This is a genomic window from Plantactinospora alkalitolerans, assembly GCF_015690345.1.
GTDB lineage: Bacteria > Actinomycetota > Actinomycetes > Mycobacteriales > Micromonosporaceae > Plantactinospora > Plantactinospora alkalitolerans.
This window is the reverse complement of the sequence record NZ_JADPUN010000099.1, coordinates 1-15,279: the sequence shown is the minus strand read 5'-3', so window position 1 is coordinate 15,279 and position 15,279 is coordinate 1. Positions and strand designations below refer to the sequence as shown.

Sequence of the window (15,279 nt, the reverse complement as noted above, 5' to 3'; positions counted from 1 at the left end):
ACCCACCATGACCGCGCGGCGTCGTCCGACCCGGCCCGAGTCGGTGTGCTCTGCGGACAATGCCCGAGCAGTGAACCGTGGCCCCTCACAATGCCGGGGATCCGCCACTTGGCGTCTTGGTCCGCTCAGGGCAGCAGTGCCAGTTTGCCCACGGTGGCCCGTGCTTCCAGTTCGGCGAGTGCCTTCGGCCCCTGGGCCAGCTCGTAGGTGGTGGGCTGGCCGGGGCCGAGCACCCCGGCCGCGAGGAGCCCGAACATCTCGCCCATGACCTGGCCGAAGATCTGCGGTGCGGTCTGGATCAGGATGCCGATGTTCAGGCCGATGACGTGGATCTGGTGCTTGTAGACCAGATCCCAGTTGCTGATCGCGGCTTCTCCGCCGACCACGCCGTAGACGACGACCCGGCCGGTAACCCGCTTGGTCGCGGCCAGGCTGGCGTCGAGGGTGGCGCCGCCGACCGACTCCAGTACGAGGTCGGCGCCCGCGCCGTCGGTCAGCCGCAGGACCTCGGCGGCGAGGTCCGCGCCGCGGGAGTCAATGACGTGGTCGGCGCCCAGTGCCTGGACCACCTCGTGCTTGCCTGGCGAGGCCGCGGCGATCACCGTCGCGCCGTAGTGCTTGGCCATCCTCACTGCGGCCTGGCCCGTCCCGCCAGCAGCGGCGTGGATCAGCACGGTCTGCCCTGCGGCGATACCGCCCAGCGGCTTGAGTGCGGCCAGCGCGGTCGGCCAGTTCACGACCAGGCCCAGCGCTTGCTCGTCGGCCCAGCCGACCGGCACGGGGACCGCCGCAGCGGCGGGCAGCACCATGTATTCGGCGAAGCCGCCGCCTTTGATGCTGACGCCGATGACGTGGGCGCCGGGCTCCAGTTCGGTCACCCCCTCGCCGACGGCGGTGATCTCACCGGCGCCCTCGACACCCGCCACATACGGCGGCCGCGGACCGCCTGTGAACGTGCCGCGGGTCTGCGAGATGTCGACGAAGTTGACGCCGGCGGCGGTGACCCGGATCAGGACCTCGCCAGGGCCTGGGATCGGTACCGGTGCGTCGGTGATCAGGCGGAGGTCCTGCGGACCGTTCAGGGACGTCTGCTGCAGGGCACGCATGGTTGCGGGAATGCTCATCGGCGGTCGGCTTCCTCTTTGATTATCGAACGACAAACAAACCCTGTCACGGCCGCTGGGCCAGGTCAAGGTAAACTTGATCGAACGACAAACAAGAACGGAGAGGCACGCCGGTGGCTACTCGCGGTAGGCCGCGCACATTCGACCCGGACACCGCCCTGCGCCAGGCGCTGGACCTGTTCTGGGAGCGGGGCTACGAGGGCGCCTCGCTCAACGACCTGGCCCAGGCCATGGGAATCGCCTCGGCCAGCATCTACGCCTGCTTCGGCAGCAAGGAGGAACTGTTCCGCAAGGTCATGGCGCTCTACGGCACGACCTCGGGTGAGCCGCCCAGGCGCGCGCTGCGCGAACAACCGACCACACGCGCCGCCGTCCACGCCATGCTGCGCGCCACCGCCGATGAGATCACCCGCCGGGACACGCCGCATTACTGCATGCTCATCCTCGCCGCGCCCACCGGCGCCGTGGAAAACCACGCGGTCCGGGAGTTCCTGGCCGACCGTCGGCGCGACCAGCACACCACCATCAAAGACCGGCTCGCGCGCGGCGTCACCGACGGCGACCTCACTGCGCCGCCCGCCAGCCTTGACGCCATCGCCCGCTACTACACAACCGTGGTGCAGGGCCTCTCCATACAAGCCCGCGACGGCGCCACCCGCGCCGAGCTGGAAACGGTCATCAGCTGCGCGATGGCAGCCTGGGACACACTCATGTCCGCGCCGTAACACCCCGGCGGTGGGGCGCCGTCGGCCTTCGCCCCATCCTTGTGATCGAACCATTCTGGCTAACTCGCCGTCCGTCACGACCGGTCCGGCTGCCACCTCTACCTTCGGGGAGACAGCCGCACCGCCCGCCACCTGGCCAGCGCGGTGACCCTCGACGCCATCAGCACCCCCGTCACCCGCCCTCGCCGCCGGGGATGACCAACCGGGCCTGCCCCTTCTCCCACTCGACGGCGGAACTCGGCGCGCTGCTCCGGCGGCCACGGGTGTCCGGATAGAACGGGGTGTCGCTCCAGCCGATCACGACCTCGATCTCGGCATCCGGGCCCAGTTCGTGGCGCTCCAACTCGACCTCTGCGGTAGGGATCTCGGGCACCCGCATCCGGACGATCTCCTCCGGCAGGCGTAACGAGAGCACCGCCGTGCTGGCCGGATCCACCTGGGCGAAGCGGGGCAGCGCCCCCGTCGTCGACGGGATCAACTCGCGGCCCTCGTCGGTGAGGCGTACCAGAAATCGTCCGGTGGCGTCGTCGAAGACGATGGCCCGCAGGTCCGAGATGTAGTGCACGGCGCGATCCGGGCTGGGGTTGCTGAGTTCCACCGCCAGCTCGATCGCTCCCGTCCGCCGGGAGATTCCCGCCATCCTGGCCTCCAGGCGTGGTTCTTGTTCTCCGCCGACCGACGGCTCGGACTCGCTGTGGGTCATGTCGACACTCCTTCACTACGTCCGGCGCCGCTGTTCCGTCCGTTGGCGTTCCGTCCGGTGGCGTCCCGTCCGTTGGCGGCGCTCCGTTCGGCGACCGCCGTCGTGAGCGCGGTCGCGGTCGGGTGTCGCTCGGCGAGCCGGCGCAGGAAGACCTTCCGGGGCCTGGGGTCGCGCAGCAACGTCGACTCCAGGACATCGAGCTCGCGCCGGGCGGTGACGAGGTCGAACGCTCCCCAGCAGGCGTCGATGGGCAGGTTGCCGGCCCAGTCGTCGACAGCATCGGCGAACCAGCGTCCGACGTCGGCCGACGGCACGCCGGTGCGGACCAGCCGGAGGAGGAGGTGGTACAGCCGTACCGGCTCGATCAGGCCCCAGGAGACGTGCGGATCGGGCACTGCCCGACCGGCGAGCAGGTCGGCCACCGTCTGCTCCGCCGGGCTCAACCCGGTCGCGTCACGATCCCGGATGATCGCGAGCGCCCGAACCAGCGCCGAGCGTGCCGCGCTGGTCTCCGCCGGATCGCCGAGCGCGTCGACACACCGTCGGCCAAGCTCGTCCGGATCGAGACCGTCGATCGCGTGGTCGCGGATCAGGTGCAGGATCCGGATCAGCGGCCGGACGAACCCGTGCAGGGCTGTCGCGCGTACGCCCAGGTCGGTGGCCATGACGCCGACGACCTGGGGGCTGAACCCGTAGTACGCGTAGTGCAGCGAGTCGAAGAAGGCGTGGCCGACCTCGCTCCGCCGGAGGAACTGGTCCCGCAGACGGCGGAGTTCGGCCACCTCGACCGAGAGCGGCGAGCCGGACGAGACCGACGCGACGATGCAACAGTTCCCGTTGCCGCCGCCGCCACAACTCCGGCCGCAGTGGTTGCCGGGATCCCGGAGCACCACCGGTTCGCCGTTGATGGCCGCCAGTTGACTTCGCATGTCGTTCTCGTCCGTGATCGCCGCGCGTTCCTCCGGCGACGACGGATTGCAGGTGAAGGTCAGTTGGCGGACGGCACCGGTGACGATCCGGAACGCGTGCGACAACTCGTGGTACGCCATCACCGGCAACGACAGTCGTAGGTCCAGCGTGCCGCCACTACCGGCCCTGGCCAGGCAGTATCCCTCACCACCCTTGTCGCTGGTGTCGTAGATGACCAGGCACGAGGCGGTGCCGTTGAGCGGGGCGCCCGGTCCGGTCGTGCCGGCGGGTGCCAGGGCCGTGCCACCAACGGTGGTGATCAGCGTGCCGTCCCGGAGAGTGAAGTTGGGGCCGACGGCCAGGACGATGATGTCGATCCCCGCCGGGTTGACGGCGAAGTTCGTGTTGACCAGGGCGTCCAACCGGGTCGGCGGGATCCCCGGATCGGTTCGCGCGTACGTGACCTGTTGGAGGTTGCCGGCCGCGGGGGCGAGGCCGATGCCGGTGTCGAGGTTGGCGATCACCGTCAGGTTCGCCATCGCCAACTCCGGCTGTACGGTGCCGGCTCCGGCACCGACCGCGTCGTTCTGGATGAACAGCGTCACCGCGGTCCTCCGTCCGAGTCCGGCGGATCGGCCGGCGTCCAGTCCTGACCGTCCGGCTCGTACGCCTCCAGCGCTGGCACCGGGCACGCCTCGGGGCACGGCTCCGGCTCCTCGGGGTCCGGCGGGCAGCACCTGGCGAGGTCGGTCCTGACGTCCCGCAGCCGGTCGAAGTCACCGGCGGCGGCGGGCTCGGCCCGCTCGGCGATTCCCTCGACGCGTTCGGCGATCCTGGCCACGGCCTGCCCGATCCCGATCTGGGTGGTCATCTTGCGGGTGATTCCGCAGAGCAGTTCGTTGGTGTTCTCCAGCAGGCAGATGATGGTGTCGTGCTGCTGGCTGTGGTGTTCCGCCTGGACCAGCGCCGCCTTCTGGACCTCCCAGATCGCGAACAGCCCGCCGGCGAGGTTGACGAATCCCTCCTGGAGGTGATCGTCGAGTGTGGACACCCGGTCGTTCAGGGTGACCAGTTCGTTCCGGATCGCGCCGCAGGCGTTGGCCGTCGCGGCGGTGTTGACGTTGATCTCGTCGAGCTTGGCGTTGATCTGGTCGGCCACGTCCTGGAGTGACGGCACGGCGCCTCCTCGGGTAATGCCGGCCCGGTCGTGTCACGGGCGCGGCCTGTCCCCTCAGTAAAGGCCGACGAGCGGCGGTACAAAACGTGTGAACCATGACGGATCAACGACCCGAAACGGGTTCTCTTCGGGCGGTCGGGCCGAAACGGCTATCGGATCCGAGACAGGTCAGCGTCAGCGGCGGCGGCGCATGACGGCGTAGACATTCGAGGTGTTGAAGTTGGACATCGTCACCAACTCCCAGCCGGCTGCTTCGAGAGCCTCGGCTGCGGCCATCGCATACGTCGCCGGGTCGAAACGGAACCGGGGCTGGGCGACGATCGCGAGGTACCGGTGGGGATACGTCGTCAGGTCGACCCGGCCCTCGAAAACCGCGGCGGCCCGGACGGAACGCGTACTGGCGATCGTCTCGGGACTGTCGGGTGAGGCCACCCGGAAAGGATAGGTGAGGGTCTCCGGAAGCCCGCGCGCGAGCGCCGGAAGCGGTGACGAGGAGCGCCCGAACTGATCAGGAGGGGAGGCCGGGCGACGCCTCGGGCGGAAGGATCCGCTCGACGAGATCGGCGATCAGTTCCTCGCGCGGAAACGGTGCCAGTACCGCCGGCACGGTGAGGTCGTCGACCAGCAGACCGCTCATGGCGAGATAGAGCACGAGCACCGTGGTCTGGTCGCCGGGCAGTTCCGCGTCGAGATGGAACCGGATGCCGTCCTGGAGGTTCGCGCTGAACACGTCGGTGAGGGCGGCCTGGAGTTCGGGCCGCCGGGTGGCTTCGAGGCGCAGTTCCAGCATGGCGAGGTAGCTGCTCCGGTCCCGGAGCATGCGCCCGTGCAGTTCCCGCATCAGTCGGACGACCAGGTCGCGGTTCCGGGGCGCCCGCATGGTGGCGGCCACCTCCGCCTCGACCGGAGTGAGGCGTTCCCGGGTCCGCGCGGTCACCTGGCCGAGCAGGTCGTCCCGGTTGGTGAAGTAGTTCGACGCGGTGCCGCCCGGCACCGCCGCCTCCGCGTCGACGGCCCGGAAGGTCAGCCCGCGTGAGCCGTCGCGGGCGAGCACCTCGATGGCGGCGTCGAGTAACGCCCTACGCCGGGCCGGGTTCTGGCGCATGAAATCTCCTCGTCTCCGGTTGACACCACTCCAAGTGTAGTACTACGTTCAAACCACTCCAGTTGGAGTACTACAGAGTGAGTAGTTTAGAGGAACAGGGAACCAGATGCGCAAGCTCACCTATTACGTCGCCACCACGCTCGACGGGTTCATCGCCGGTCCCGACGGGGAGTTCGACTTCTTCCCGCTCGAGCCGGACGTCCTGGCCGCGATGAACGCCGAAGTGCCCGAGACCGTACCCACGCACATTCGGCCGGCGGCCGGGCTGACCGACGCCCCGAACCTGCGGTTCGACACGGTCCTGATGGGCCGTGGCACGTACGAACCCGCCCTGAAAGAGGGGATCACCAGTCCGTACGCCCACCTGCGGCAGTACGTCTTCTCCCGCACCCTGAACAGTGCCGACCCGGCGGTGGAGATCGTTTCCGCCGATCCGGTGCCCTTCGTCCGGCAACTCAAGCAGCAGGCCGGGCTGGACATCTGGCTCTCCGGTGGCGGCAACCTTGCCGGTCAACTGCGCACCGAGATCGACGACATGGTGATCAAGCGTTACCCGTTGGTCATCGGTGCGGGCATCCCGCTGTTCGACGGTCCGTTCGGCCCGACCGGCTTCACCGTCACCGGCACCCGGGCCTTCGAGTCCGGCACGTCCGTCACCACCTACATCCGGACGTGAACCGGCCCGGCCATCCGGACGTGAACCGGACCGGCCATCCGGACGTGAACCGGACTGGCCATCCGGACGTGAACCCGATCGGCCCGACGACGCGCCGCCGGGCCGATCGGGAAACGCTGTGGCCATGCCGTGGACGGTGCGAGGAAGATGGGCCGGTGCGGATTCGAACGGCTCGGCCGGCGGAACTTCCCGTGCTGCGCGACATCGAGCGGGCCGCCGGGCAGATGTTCCGGGATCTCGACATGCCGGAGATCGCCGATGACGAGCCGCTGCCCGTCGACGAACTGGCCAGTTACGAACGCGCCGGCCGGGCCTGGGTCGCGGTCGACGCCGCCGACACGCCCGTCGGATACCTGCTCGCCGATGTCGTCGACGGCAACCTGCACGTCGAGCAGGTGACGGTTCATCCCCGTTTCGCGCGTCGCGGAATCGGCCGACTGCTGCTCGAACACCTCGCGGCGTACGCGAGGACGGTCGGCGTACCGGCGCTGACCCTCACCACCTTCGCCGACGTGCCGTGGAACGCCCCGTACTACGTGCGGTGCGGGTTCGTGGCGTTGGACGACGACGACCTCACCCCCGGACTGCGCGCGATCCAGGCCCGGGAGGCCGCGCACGGGCTCCAGCGGTGGCCCCGGGTGTGCATGCGCCGGTGGCTGTAGCCGGGTCTGCCCGGCCGAACAGAGCGAGGCGGCACCGCCGTCCGGTGTCATCCCCGGCCGATCGATTGGCGAAGGGGTTGGGCTCGGACTGAAGGGGTACTAGCCGCCGTGGATTCGCGGCCAGATTCCGACTACGAACCACCGCTTCCTGCACTGGGCAGGCACCTGCGTAGGAAGGCGACCGGCGGGCGACAGCGGGGCAACCGGGCGGCGCATCTGCGGCTCCGTCAATTGGAGATCATCGCGGTGATCGCGCTCCAGGCGGGCCTCGCCGCCGCGCTGGCCGGGTGGCTGGCGCGTGATCTGTTGGGCAACCCCAACCCGGTCTTCGCTCCCACCGCCGCGGTCGGCACGATCGTCGCCGCCATCGGCCAACGAACCCGTCGCACCCTTGAGCTGTTGCTCGGCGTGGCGCTTGGACTTCTCATCGGCGACGGCCTGATCTTCCTGCTGGGAAGTGGGCCGTGGCAGACCGGCGTCATCGTGACGCTGGCCGTCGGCGCCGCCCTGGGCCTGGTAGGCCACGCCGGGACCGTCGTCAGCCAGGTGGGCGGTACGGCGGTGCTGATCGCGACGCTCTCCTCCAGCGAACGCAACCTGGAGATACCCCGGGTCGTGGACGCGGTGACGGGAAGCATCGTGGGCCTCGTCGTGGTCGCGCTGCTGCTGCCCCTCAACCCGATACGGATCGTGAATCGCGCGGCCGCGCCCGTCCTGCACATCCTGACGACGCAACTCCGCGAGACCGGAAGGGCGCTGCGCGATCAGGATCCGGACCGGGCGGGGCGCGCGCTGGCGGCGTTGCGATCGATGTCGCCGGACATGGAACGGTTGGAGGACGCGATCAGCGGCGCCGAGGAGGTCGTCACGATCGCACCCGCGCGTTGGCGCCGGCGGCGGGACTTCGAGTACTACGCCCGAGGGATCGAGCACCTACGCCATCTGATCAACGACTGCCGGGGAGTGGCGCGCCGGGTGGCGATCTCCCTGCAGTATCGGGAGCCGCTGCCCGATTGTCTGCCCGACGCCGTTGACGCGTTGGCCGATTCGGTGTGGTACCTGCACCGACATCCCGGAAGCGAACGTACCCAGGGGCTGACCCGGCGCCGGGCGTTGGACGCGGCGGAAGCCGTGGGTCGAGCCCGCCGAGCGGGGGTGGGAGCCTACGGCGACGCCATCGCCACGCAGGTCCGGATCGCGGCCAGCGACCTGATCCGGGTGACCGGCTATCCCGCCGACGAAGCTGGCTGGCTGGTGGGCGACGCTGCTCGACGAGGTGAATCGAACGGTCAGGCCGAGGAGGACCGCGATCGGTGAACGAGCCGGTTCCTCCGGTTCCTGATCCGAGACCGGCGCGGTCAGCCTGCCGGGATTGGAACCGGGACCGGGACCGGGACGGGGATCGGGCCCGGACCGGGCAGCCGGTTCGGCGCGGCGAACTCGTCGAGCACCAGCAGTTCGGTGCCGGGCCGTACCTCGGCGAGCAGGAGTTCCTGGCCCTTCCTGGTCAGCCGGATGCAGCCGTTGGTGGTGTTCCGGCCCAGTTCCCGGTCGTGGTACCAGGTGTGCAGCCCGATGTGGGCGCCGCGCAGGCTGGGCGGGACGGATCCCGCGTCGTCCGGTACGGCGCCGAGGGCGAAGACCTCGGTGTCGGCGTACACCTTGCCGGGCAGGACCGATCTGCCGAGGATGAAGGTGCGACCCAACGGGGTGGGGCTGACCGTCATGCCGAGGCTGACCGGCCACGACCGGACCAGTGTGTCGTCCCGGTACCAGTGCAGCCGGTGGGTCCGGCGGACGACGACGATCAGGTCCCGTAACGCCATGGTGGTCCACGGTCCGGGTGGTATCCAGGCAACGGTCCGGTTCGCGGAGGGGAGCAGTACGGCGACCCAACCCGCACGGCGGGCGACGATCGGCATCGTCAGTTCGACACCGCTGATCGTGGGGGCGAGGAAGGCCCGGGGGCGCCCGCCGGGTGCGTCGTACGCGGCGACCCGGCGGATCGGCCGCAGGCCCTCGCCGAGTCGTACGGCCGACATCGGGGCGGGGTCCCGGGGGAATCCGCGCGGCGCCGGTCCGTAGTCGATCACCGGCAGGTTGGCCGCCGGCGGCACCACGGTCAGCGGCGGTTCGGTCGTCGGTGCGGGAAGCCCGGTCGCCGTGGCGAACCCGGTCGGCCGGATCGGCTCCGCACCGGCGGGTGGCCGTTCGGCCGACCGCCGTGGCACGGGTGAGTCGCTGAGCACCACGGTCAGGACGAGGGCACCACCGAGTACGACGAGCGCGGCGCTGGTCCAGCGGCGTGCCCGTCGCCGGATGAACGGGTTTATGCGGACAAAGGCCACCCGCCTACTGTAGGTGACCGACTGCTCTCGACCCGTGACCCAAAGGTCTGCGTGTCCGGATGGCCGTGCTCGGCGCGGACCGCCGGGGCCGGTTCCCGTGCCAGACTGGCGCGATGACTGATCGCCCTCCGGTCCGCCAGCTCCGGCTGGTGGTCACCGCCGACGACTACGACGAGGCCCTCCGGTTCTACCGGGACGTGCTGGGCCTGCCGGAACGGGCCGCCTTCTCCTCACCGGACGGCCGGGTCAGCATCCTGGAGGCCGGTCTGGCCACGCTGGAGATCGCCGATCCCGGGCATGCCGAGTACGTCGACGAGGTCGAGGTCGGCCAACGGGTCGCCGGACACATCCGGGTCGCCTTCGAGGTCGACGACGCACCGACGGTCACCGCGACCCTGGCCGATGCCGGGGCGACGGTGATCGCCGAACCGCGTCGTACCCCGTGGAACTCGTTGAACTCCCGGTTGACGGCACCGGGCCATCTGCAACTGACCCTCTTCACCGAACTGGGAAGTGAGCCGGCCGGACCGTCGCCGGGGGAGTGAGCCGGGCGGGGCCGCGGCCGGGCGGATGAGCCGGCCGTCGAGCCGTCAGAGCCGGACCGGCATCAGGATCGAGAAGGCCCGGTCGTCGAGTCGGCGTACCGCCAGCGGGCTGATCGGGCCGTCGAGTTCCAGGACCAGTTGTCCCGGGCCGGCCGCGTCCAGCGCGTCGAGCAGGAACTCCCGGTTCACCCCGACCCGCACCACGTCCGGATCGTCCGGCACACCCGCACCGGAGACGGTCAACGCGTTCCCGGCGTCGACCGTGAGCACGCTGACCACGCACTGGGCGCCGTCCTGCTCGCGTACCACCGTCCGGGTCTCGGCGACCGCCAACCGCTCACGAAGCCCGGCCACGTCGACGGTCACCCGGCGCCGACCCGGGCCACCGGCCGTCTCCCGCAGCAGCCGGCGGTAGTCCGGAAAGTCGTGGTCCAACGGGATACCGGCGACCCGCCGGTCGCGGAACCGCAGGCTGATGTGATCGGCGCCGAGGACGAGCGCGGCTGTCCCGCCTCCGGTCAGCAGTGCGCGCGCCTCGTCGACGAATCCGACCGGAGCGAAGACGGCCGGGGCGGACCCGCCGGCCGCGCCCTCCGGGTCGACCAGGTCCTCCGGTCCGGGCGGGAGATCGCCGGTTCCGGACAGCTCGCCGCCGACCTCGGAGAAAGCCATCCGGTACCGGTCCGTCGCGACGAGCCGCAGGATGCTCCCGTCGACCTCGAACCGGATGCCGCCGAGCATCGGCAACTCGGGATCGGCCCCGACCGCGAAGCGGACGGCGTCGATCGCCGCCGCCAGGTCCCGAGCGGGTACGGTCACCCGCCCCCGAGCCCCGGTGGTCGGCCGCGCCGACGGGTCGAAGAGTGCCCGAAGCCGGTGGACCTCCCGTCGGGCGTCGCTGAGACCGTCCTCCAGTCGGCGCAGATGCGCGTCCAGCAGTTCGGGAACGGCGGCCGGATTCGACGCGCGGAGGTCGAGCAGACGGGTGATCTCGGTCAGTGGCATGCCGACGCGGCGCAGCCCGGCCACCAGTCGGGCGGCCGGAACCTGCTGCTGGGCGTACCGGCGGTAGCCGGTTCCGGGGTCCACCAGCGCGGGCGCCAGTACGCCGGCCCCGTCGTAGAACCGCAGCGCGCTGACGCTCAGCCCACTGGCCCGGGCCATCTCACCGATGCTGAGCAGCTCAGTTCGCACGTCCACGTCGGGGAATTCTGCCGCCTCGACCAGGTCGAGGGTCAACCCGCGTCGGCGTCCCGAGCGTCATCGTCCGAGAGCGGCGGGTGAACCTGGCTCGTCCGCAAGGGGTGAACCGCGACAGTCGGGGTATCCGCCTCGGACAATCGACCTGGTGGGCCCGAAGGGGGACCGTTGTCGACGGAACGGATCGAGGATGTCGCGACCGCGCCACCGCCAACCGGCGCCACCGTACTGACCCGCCCGGACGCCGGTCCGACGGCGCCGCTGCTCACCGCGAAACTGGCCGTTGTCGCGCAGCCCGGTGCGGTTCTGCTGCCCCGCCCCAGACTGTTCGACCTGCTCGACGCGGGCGTGGCCGGTCCGCTGACCCTGGTGTCGGCGTCCGCGGGATGGGGCAAGACCGTGCTGCTGAGTTCCTGGTACCGGGCTCGCAGCGCGACCGAGAACCGGACCCCGAAACCGGCCGATCCTCCTCGGCTCGGCTGGCTGTCGCTGGAACCGGGGGACGGCGGGGAGCGGCTCTGGTCGTACCTGGCCGCGGCGTTGGGATCGACCACGACCGGACAGGAACCGGATGCCGGGAACCAACGGGCTTCCGGGTACGGACTGGAGCAGCTCGCCGACGAACTGACCCGACGGGCCGAACCGGTCACCGTGGTCCTGGACGACCTGCACCAGGTGGACGATCCCGAGGTGTCGAGCGGGTTGGAGTTCCTGCTCCGGCACACGGCGGGCCGGCTTCGGCTGGTGATCGGCTGCCGCAGGGATCCGGGGCTCGCCCTGCACCGCTGGCGGCTCAGCGGCGAGCTGACCGAGATCCGCGCCGGTGACCTGGCCTTCCGCCCCGAGGAGGTCGCGGAGCTCTTCTTCGCGTACGCGGTTCCCCTGCCGGCGGAGCAGATCCGGGGACTGCACAGCCGCACCGAGGGCTGGCCCGCTGGCCTGCGGTTCGCGGCCCTCGCCATGCCGGGACACCCCGATCCGGCCCGGTTCGTCGACGAGTTCACCGGAGAACATCCGGCGGTCGCCGGCTACCTGACCGAGGAGGTGCTCGCCGGTCTCTCCGCGCAGGCCCGTGACGCGCTGTGCCGGGTGTCGGTGGTGGCGGGGTTCTCGGCGGACCTGCTCAACGCGTTGACCGACCGCACCGATGGCGATCGGCTGCTGACCGAACTCGACCAGCACGGCGGGTTCGTGGTTCCGCTCGGCGGCCGGCCGGCGGCGTACCGCTGTCATCCGATGCTCGGCGAACTACTTCGGGCCGATCTGACCCGACGGCCTGCGGAGCAGGTGGCCCGCCTGCACCGCAGAGCGGCGACCTGGTTCGCCGAGAACGACCTGCCGGGCGAGGCTCTCCGGCACGCGCTCGTCGCCGACGACCGGGCGTACGCGATCACCGTGCTGCTCCGGAACTGGCCGGACCTCGTTCCGTACGGCCAGTGCGGCCCGGTCCGGCCGGCTCCGCCCCCGTCGACCGCCGATGCGGCCCGGTCCGATCCCGAACTCGGCCTGGCCCGCGCGGCCGAGCGGCTTGATGGACAGGACCCGACCGCCGCGAGTGGTCACCTGGACCGGGCGTCCGGGTACGCGGAACTGCTCGACGACGCGCGGCGGGGCCGGTTCCGGCGAATCGTCGCGGCTCTGCGGTTGGGCATCGCCCACCTGGCGTCCGACGAACCGGCGGTCCGGGCCGGCGTCGCCGACCTGCTCCAGCCGACCGGGATCGAGCTTGCCGGGATCGAGCTTGCCGGGATCGAGCTTGCCGGGATCGAGCTTGCCGGGATCGAGCTTGCCGGGATCGAGCTTGCCGGGATCGAGCTTGCCGGGATCGAGCCGGATGGGACCGATCTGGAGCTGTGGGGGCGGACCGTGGCACGGATCGTCCCCGCCGCGCTGCGATTCGGCATCGGTCAGGTGGACGCCGCCGAGGTGGACATCGCCGACGGGATGGCCGAGGCCGCCCGTGCCGGGCTGTCCCGGACCGCGCGGCTGTGTCTCGGGCGACTGGCACTGGCCCGGGCGATCCGGGGCGAGTTGACCGCCGCCGAGCAGGCCGCCCGGGCGACGCTGGGCGCGACGCCGTTCGGTGGCCTGGTCCGGCCGGCCGACGGCGTACATGCCCATCTGGCCCAGGCTCTCGTCGCGTTGCAGCGGGACCGGCACGACGACGCCGAGTCCAACGTGGTGCGCGGCACGCAGGCAGCAGAGGACACCGACGAGCCGCTGGTCATCGGGCTGATCGGCATGCTCCAGGCAGAGTTGCTCCGCGATCGGGGCGACCTGACCGGGGCGCATCAGGCGTTGACGGAGAGCCGGCGCGGGCTGGGCGACCGGGCGGAGGCCGCACCGCTGGCGTACTGGCTGTTGACCGCCGAGGCCGAGCTACGGACCGCGCACGGTGATGTCGAACTGGCCCGTGAACTGCTGACCCCGGCCCTGGAACGGGGCGCCGTAGCGGTGGCCGTCGCGCTTGCCCGGACGTACCTGCGGGCCGGGGATCCGCGCGGCGCGGCGCGTACGCTCCCGGACTGGGATTCGCCGGACGGGGCAGACTGGCCGTTGCCGGTCCGGCTCGCGGCCGGTCTGCTCGATGCGGAGGCGGCCCGGCTGACCGGCGACCACCGTCGGGCCGCGCGGCTCCTCGAACGGGTACTCGGGCTGGCGGAGCCGGAAGGGTTCCGGCGGGTCTTCACCAGAGCCGATCCGCCGGTACGGGAGCTGCTCGCCGCCCAGCTCGACGCCGGAACGGCGTTCTGGCCCCTGGTCAACGAGCTGTTGGGTGCCATCGACGGTGCGGGCCGGCCGTCGCCGACGGTCGCGCCGCTGCTCGGCGAGCCGCTCACCGAGCGGGAACTGACAGTGCTCCGCTACCTGCAGAGCATCCTGTCGAATGTCGAGATAGCGGCGGAGATGTCGCTCTCGGTGAACACCATCAAGACGCACGTCCGCAACATCTACCGCAAGCTCGACGCGACCCGACGCCGGGACGCCGTACGCCGGGCCCGCGAGCTGAACCTGCTCTGAGGGCGGCCGGACGAGCCGTCACAGTCGTACGGTGATGTGGTTGTCCACGCTGGTCACACCGGGAGCGGACCAGGCGACCCGTTCGGCCTCCTCGCGTTCGAGCCACGATCGGACGGTGCCGGCCAGGATCACCGAGTCGCCCTGGATCCGGATGTCGATTCCGGCCGCATCGGTCTCCACGCTGCGCAGCAGGGCGACCCGGATCCGTTCGGAGATCTCGTCCCGCGCCGGCTCCTCGCTCGGCCGCACCGAAATGCCGTTGGTCAATCCGCGCACCCCGGAGAGCCTGCGTACGGCCTGCTCGGCGGCGCGCCGCTGGTACTCCCACTCGACCTCGCCCCGCAGGACGACCCAGCCGTTGGAGACGGTCACGTCGATGGCCGCCACCGGAACGAAGGCGTCCCACTCCAGCGCCCGGGTGGCGGCCGCCGCGATCTCCGGGTCGGTACGTTCGGCGGAGGTCGGCAGTCGTACCTCGATGTCGTTGGCGATCGCGCGGACCCGGTTGACCCGGTGCGCCGCGCGCTCCGCCGACCACTTCTTGGCGTAGTTGTCCACCCAGCCGCGTAGCGTCACCACGCCGTCCCGGACCGTCACGCCGATCTCGTTCGGCTGGACCCGGGGCTCCCAGCCCAGTTCCTCCAGCACATCGCGCTGGATCTCCTCGTCGCTGCGGATCGTCGTCCGGGTGGCCATGGTCGTTCCTCCCGCGGTCGAGATTCCAGGTGGTGGACGGTTCTCGGGCATGGTCGTGCGGGAGCGCGACCCCTCCGATCTCCGCGCCGGGTAGGCTGCGGCCCGCCGGTCGCACCCGTCGACTCGACCCTCGCTCGCGCTCGGGTGAGGTTTCCTCACTCTTTCCGGGTGAGCCGGGGCGGGCGGGAGTGACAGCCTGAACTACATCAGGAATCATCAATGCCGGTGTGCTGCGGGTGGACAGGCCCGAGCCGGAAGGACATGGCGGATGACGATCGAGCGGCAGACAGCGCCGGACGGGCTGGACGAGCGGACCGGTAGCGGGTCGGAGGCGTCGGCGGCGCCGGACGCGCCGGGCGGGGCTGCCGGGCAGGACGCGGCGGCCGGG

General features: G+C 70.9%; 15 protein-coding genes. 6 read left to right on the top strand and 9 right to left on the bottom strand.

Annotated features, from left to right (window positions below):
- Positions 1-125: 125 nt before the first annotated feature.
- On the bottom strand, positions 126-1,124 hold the full coding sequence (locus tag I0C86_RS08180; RefSeq protein WP_196200604.1) for a zinc-binding dehydrogenase: 999 nt from the start codon (positions 1,122-1,124) through the stop codon (positions 126-128).
- A 113-nt stretch (positions 1,125-1,237) separates the two neighbouring features.
- On the opposite strand from I0C86_RS08180, the gene I0C86_RS08175 reads away from it, so the two are divergent.
- A complete protein-coding gene (locus I0C86_RS08175; RefSeq protein WP_196200603.1) occupies positions 1,238-1,849 on the top strand; it encodes a TetR/AcrR family transcriptional regulator in 612 nt (203 codons plus the stop codon).
- A 172-nt stretch (positions 1,850-2,021) separates the two neighbouring features.
- On the opposite strand, the gene I0C86_RS08170 is transcribed toward I0C86_RS08175, so the two are convergent.
- The 5 genes from I0C86_RS08170 to I0C86_RS08150 form a co-directional block, all read right to left on the bottom strand.
- Entirely contained in the window at positions 2,022-2,552 is a 531-nt protein-coding gene (locus I0C86_RS08170; RefSeq protein ID WP_196200602.1) for a hypothetical protein, read from the bottom strand.
- Entirely contained in the window at positions 2,549-4,066 is a 1,518-nt protein-coding gene (locus tag I0C86_RS08165) for a hypothetical protein (RefSeq protein WP_196200601.1), read from the bottom strand. The genes I0C86_RS08170 and I0C86_RS08165 overlap by 4 nt, the downstream gene beginning before the upstream one ends.
- Positions 4,063-4,638, bottom strand: coding sequence for a hypothetical protein (locus I0C86_RS08160; RefSeq protein WP_196200600.1), 576 nt, complete (start codon positions 4,636-4,638; stop codon positions 4,063-4,065). The genes I0C86_RS08165 and I0C86_RS08160 overlap by 4 nt, the downstream gene beginning before the upstream one ends.
- A gap of 174 nt (positions 4,639-4,812) precedes the next feature.
- Positions 4,813-5,070, bottom strand: a complete 258-nt coding sequence (locus tag I0C86_RS08155) for a transcriptional regulator (RefSeq protein WP_196200599.1) — start codon at positions 5,068-5,070, stop codon at positions 4,813-4,815.
- A 76-nt stretch (positions 5,071-5,146) separates the two neighbouring features.
- Positions 5,147-5,743 carry a TetR/AcrR family transcriptional regulator gene (locus I0C86_RS08150; protein ID WP_196200598.1) on the bottom strand — a complete coding sequence of 199 codons (597 nt, stop codon included), beginning with the start codon at positions 5,741-5,743 and terminating at the stop codon, positions 5,147-5,149.
- A gap of 106 nt (positions 5,744-5,849) precedes the next feature.
- Here I0C86_RS08150 and I0C86_RS08145 point away from each other — a divergent pair, with 106 nt between their 5' ends.
- The 3 genes from I0C86_RS08145 to I0C86_RS08135 all read left to right on the top strand — a co-directional run bounded on the left by I0C86_RS08145 (position 5,850) and on the right by I0C86_RS08135 (position 8,398).
- The gene (locus tag I0C86_RS08145; protein WP_196200597.1) at positions 5,850-6,419 is read left to right on the top strand and encodes a dihydrofolate reductase family protein; all 570 of its coding nucleotides are present in this window, start codon (positions 5,850-5,852) and stop codon (positions 6,417-6,419) included.
- Positions 6,416-7,081 carry a GNAT family N-acetyltransferase gene (locus I0C86_RS08140; protein WP_323373529.1) on the top strand — a complete coding sequence of 222 codons (666 nt, stop codon included), beginning with the start codon at positions 6,416-6,418 and terminating at the stop codon, positions 7,079-7,081. The genes I0C86_RS08145 and I0C86_RS08140 overlap by 4 nt, the downstream gene beginning before the upstream one ends.
- A 108-nt stretch (positions 7,082-7,189) precedes the next feature.
- Positions 7,190-8,398 carry an FUSC family protein gene (locus I0C86_RS08135; RefSeq protein WP_323373528.1) on the top strand — a complete coding sequence of 403 codons (1,209 nt, stop codon included), beginning with the start codon at positions 7,190-7,192 and terminating at the stop codon, positions 8,396-8,398.
- 41 nt (positions 8,399-8,439) lie between these two features.
- On the opposite strand, the gene I0C86_RS08130 is transcribed toward I0C86_RS08135, so the two are convergent.
- Complete coding sequence (locus I0C86_RS08130; protein ID WP_196200596.1) at positions 8,440-9,429, bottom strand: L,D-transpeptidase; 990 nt, start codon at positions 9,427-9,429, stop codon at positions 8,440-8,442.
- A 113-nt stretch (positions 9,430-9,542) separates the two neighbouring features.
- Between I0C86_RS08130 and I0C86_RS08125 the strand changes: the two genes are divergently transcribed.
- Complete coding sequence (locus tag I0C86_RS08125) at positions 9,543-9,974, top strand: VOC family protein (RefSeq protein ID WP_196200595.1); 432 nt, start codon at positions 9,543-9,545, stop codon at positions 9,972-9,974.
- Between the two features lie 45 nt (positions 9,975-10,019).
- Here the strand turns inward: I0C86_RS08125 and I0C86_RS08120 are convergent, their stop codons facing one another.
- Positions 10,020-11,156, bottom strand: coding sequence for a DNA polymerase III subunit beta family protein (locus I0C86_RS08120; protein ID WP_230393779.1), 1,137 nt, complete (start codon positions 11,154-11,156; stop codon positions 10,020-10,022).
- A gap of 186 nt (positions 11,157-11,342) precedes the next feature.
- Here I0C86_RS08120 and I0C86_RS44740 point away from each other — a divergent pair, with 186 nt between their 5' ends.
- Positions 11,343-14,195 (top strand): LuxR C-terminal-related transcriptional regulator, encoded by a 2,853-nt coding sequence (locus tag I0C86_RS44740; RefSeq protein WP_267145302.1) that lies wholly within the window; start codon positions 11,343-11,345, stop codon positions 14,193-14,195.
- A gap of 18 nt (positions 14,196-14,213) precedes the next feature.
- Here the strand turns inward: I0C86_RS44740 and I0C86_RS08110 are convergent, their stop codons facing one another.
- On the bottom strand, positions 14,214-14,891 hold the full coding sequence (locus I0C86_RS08110; protein WP_196200594.1) for a BON domain-containing protein: 678 nt from the start codon (positions 14,889-14,891) through the stop codon (positions 14,214-14,216).
- Between the last annotated feature and the right edge of the window lie 388 nt (positions 14,892-15,279).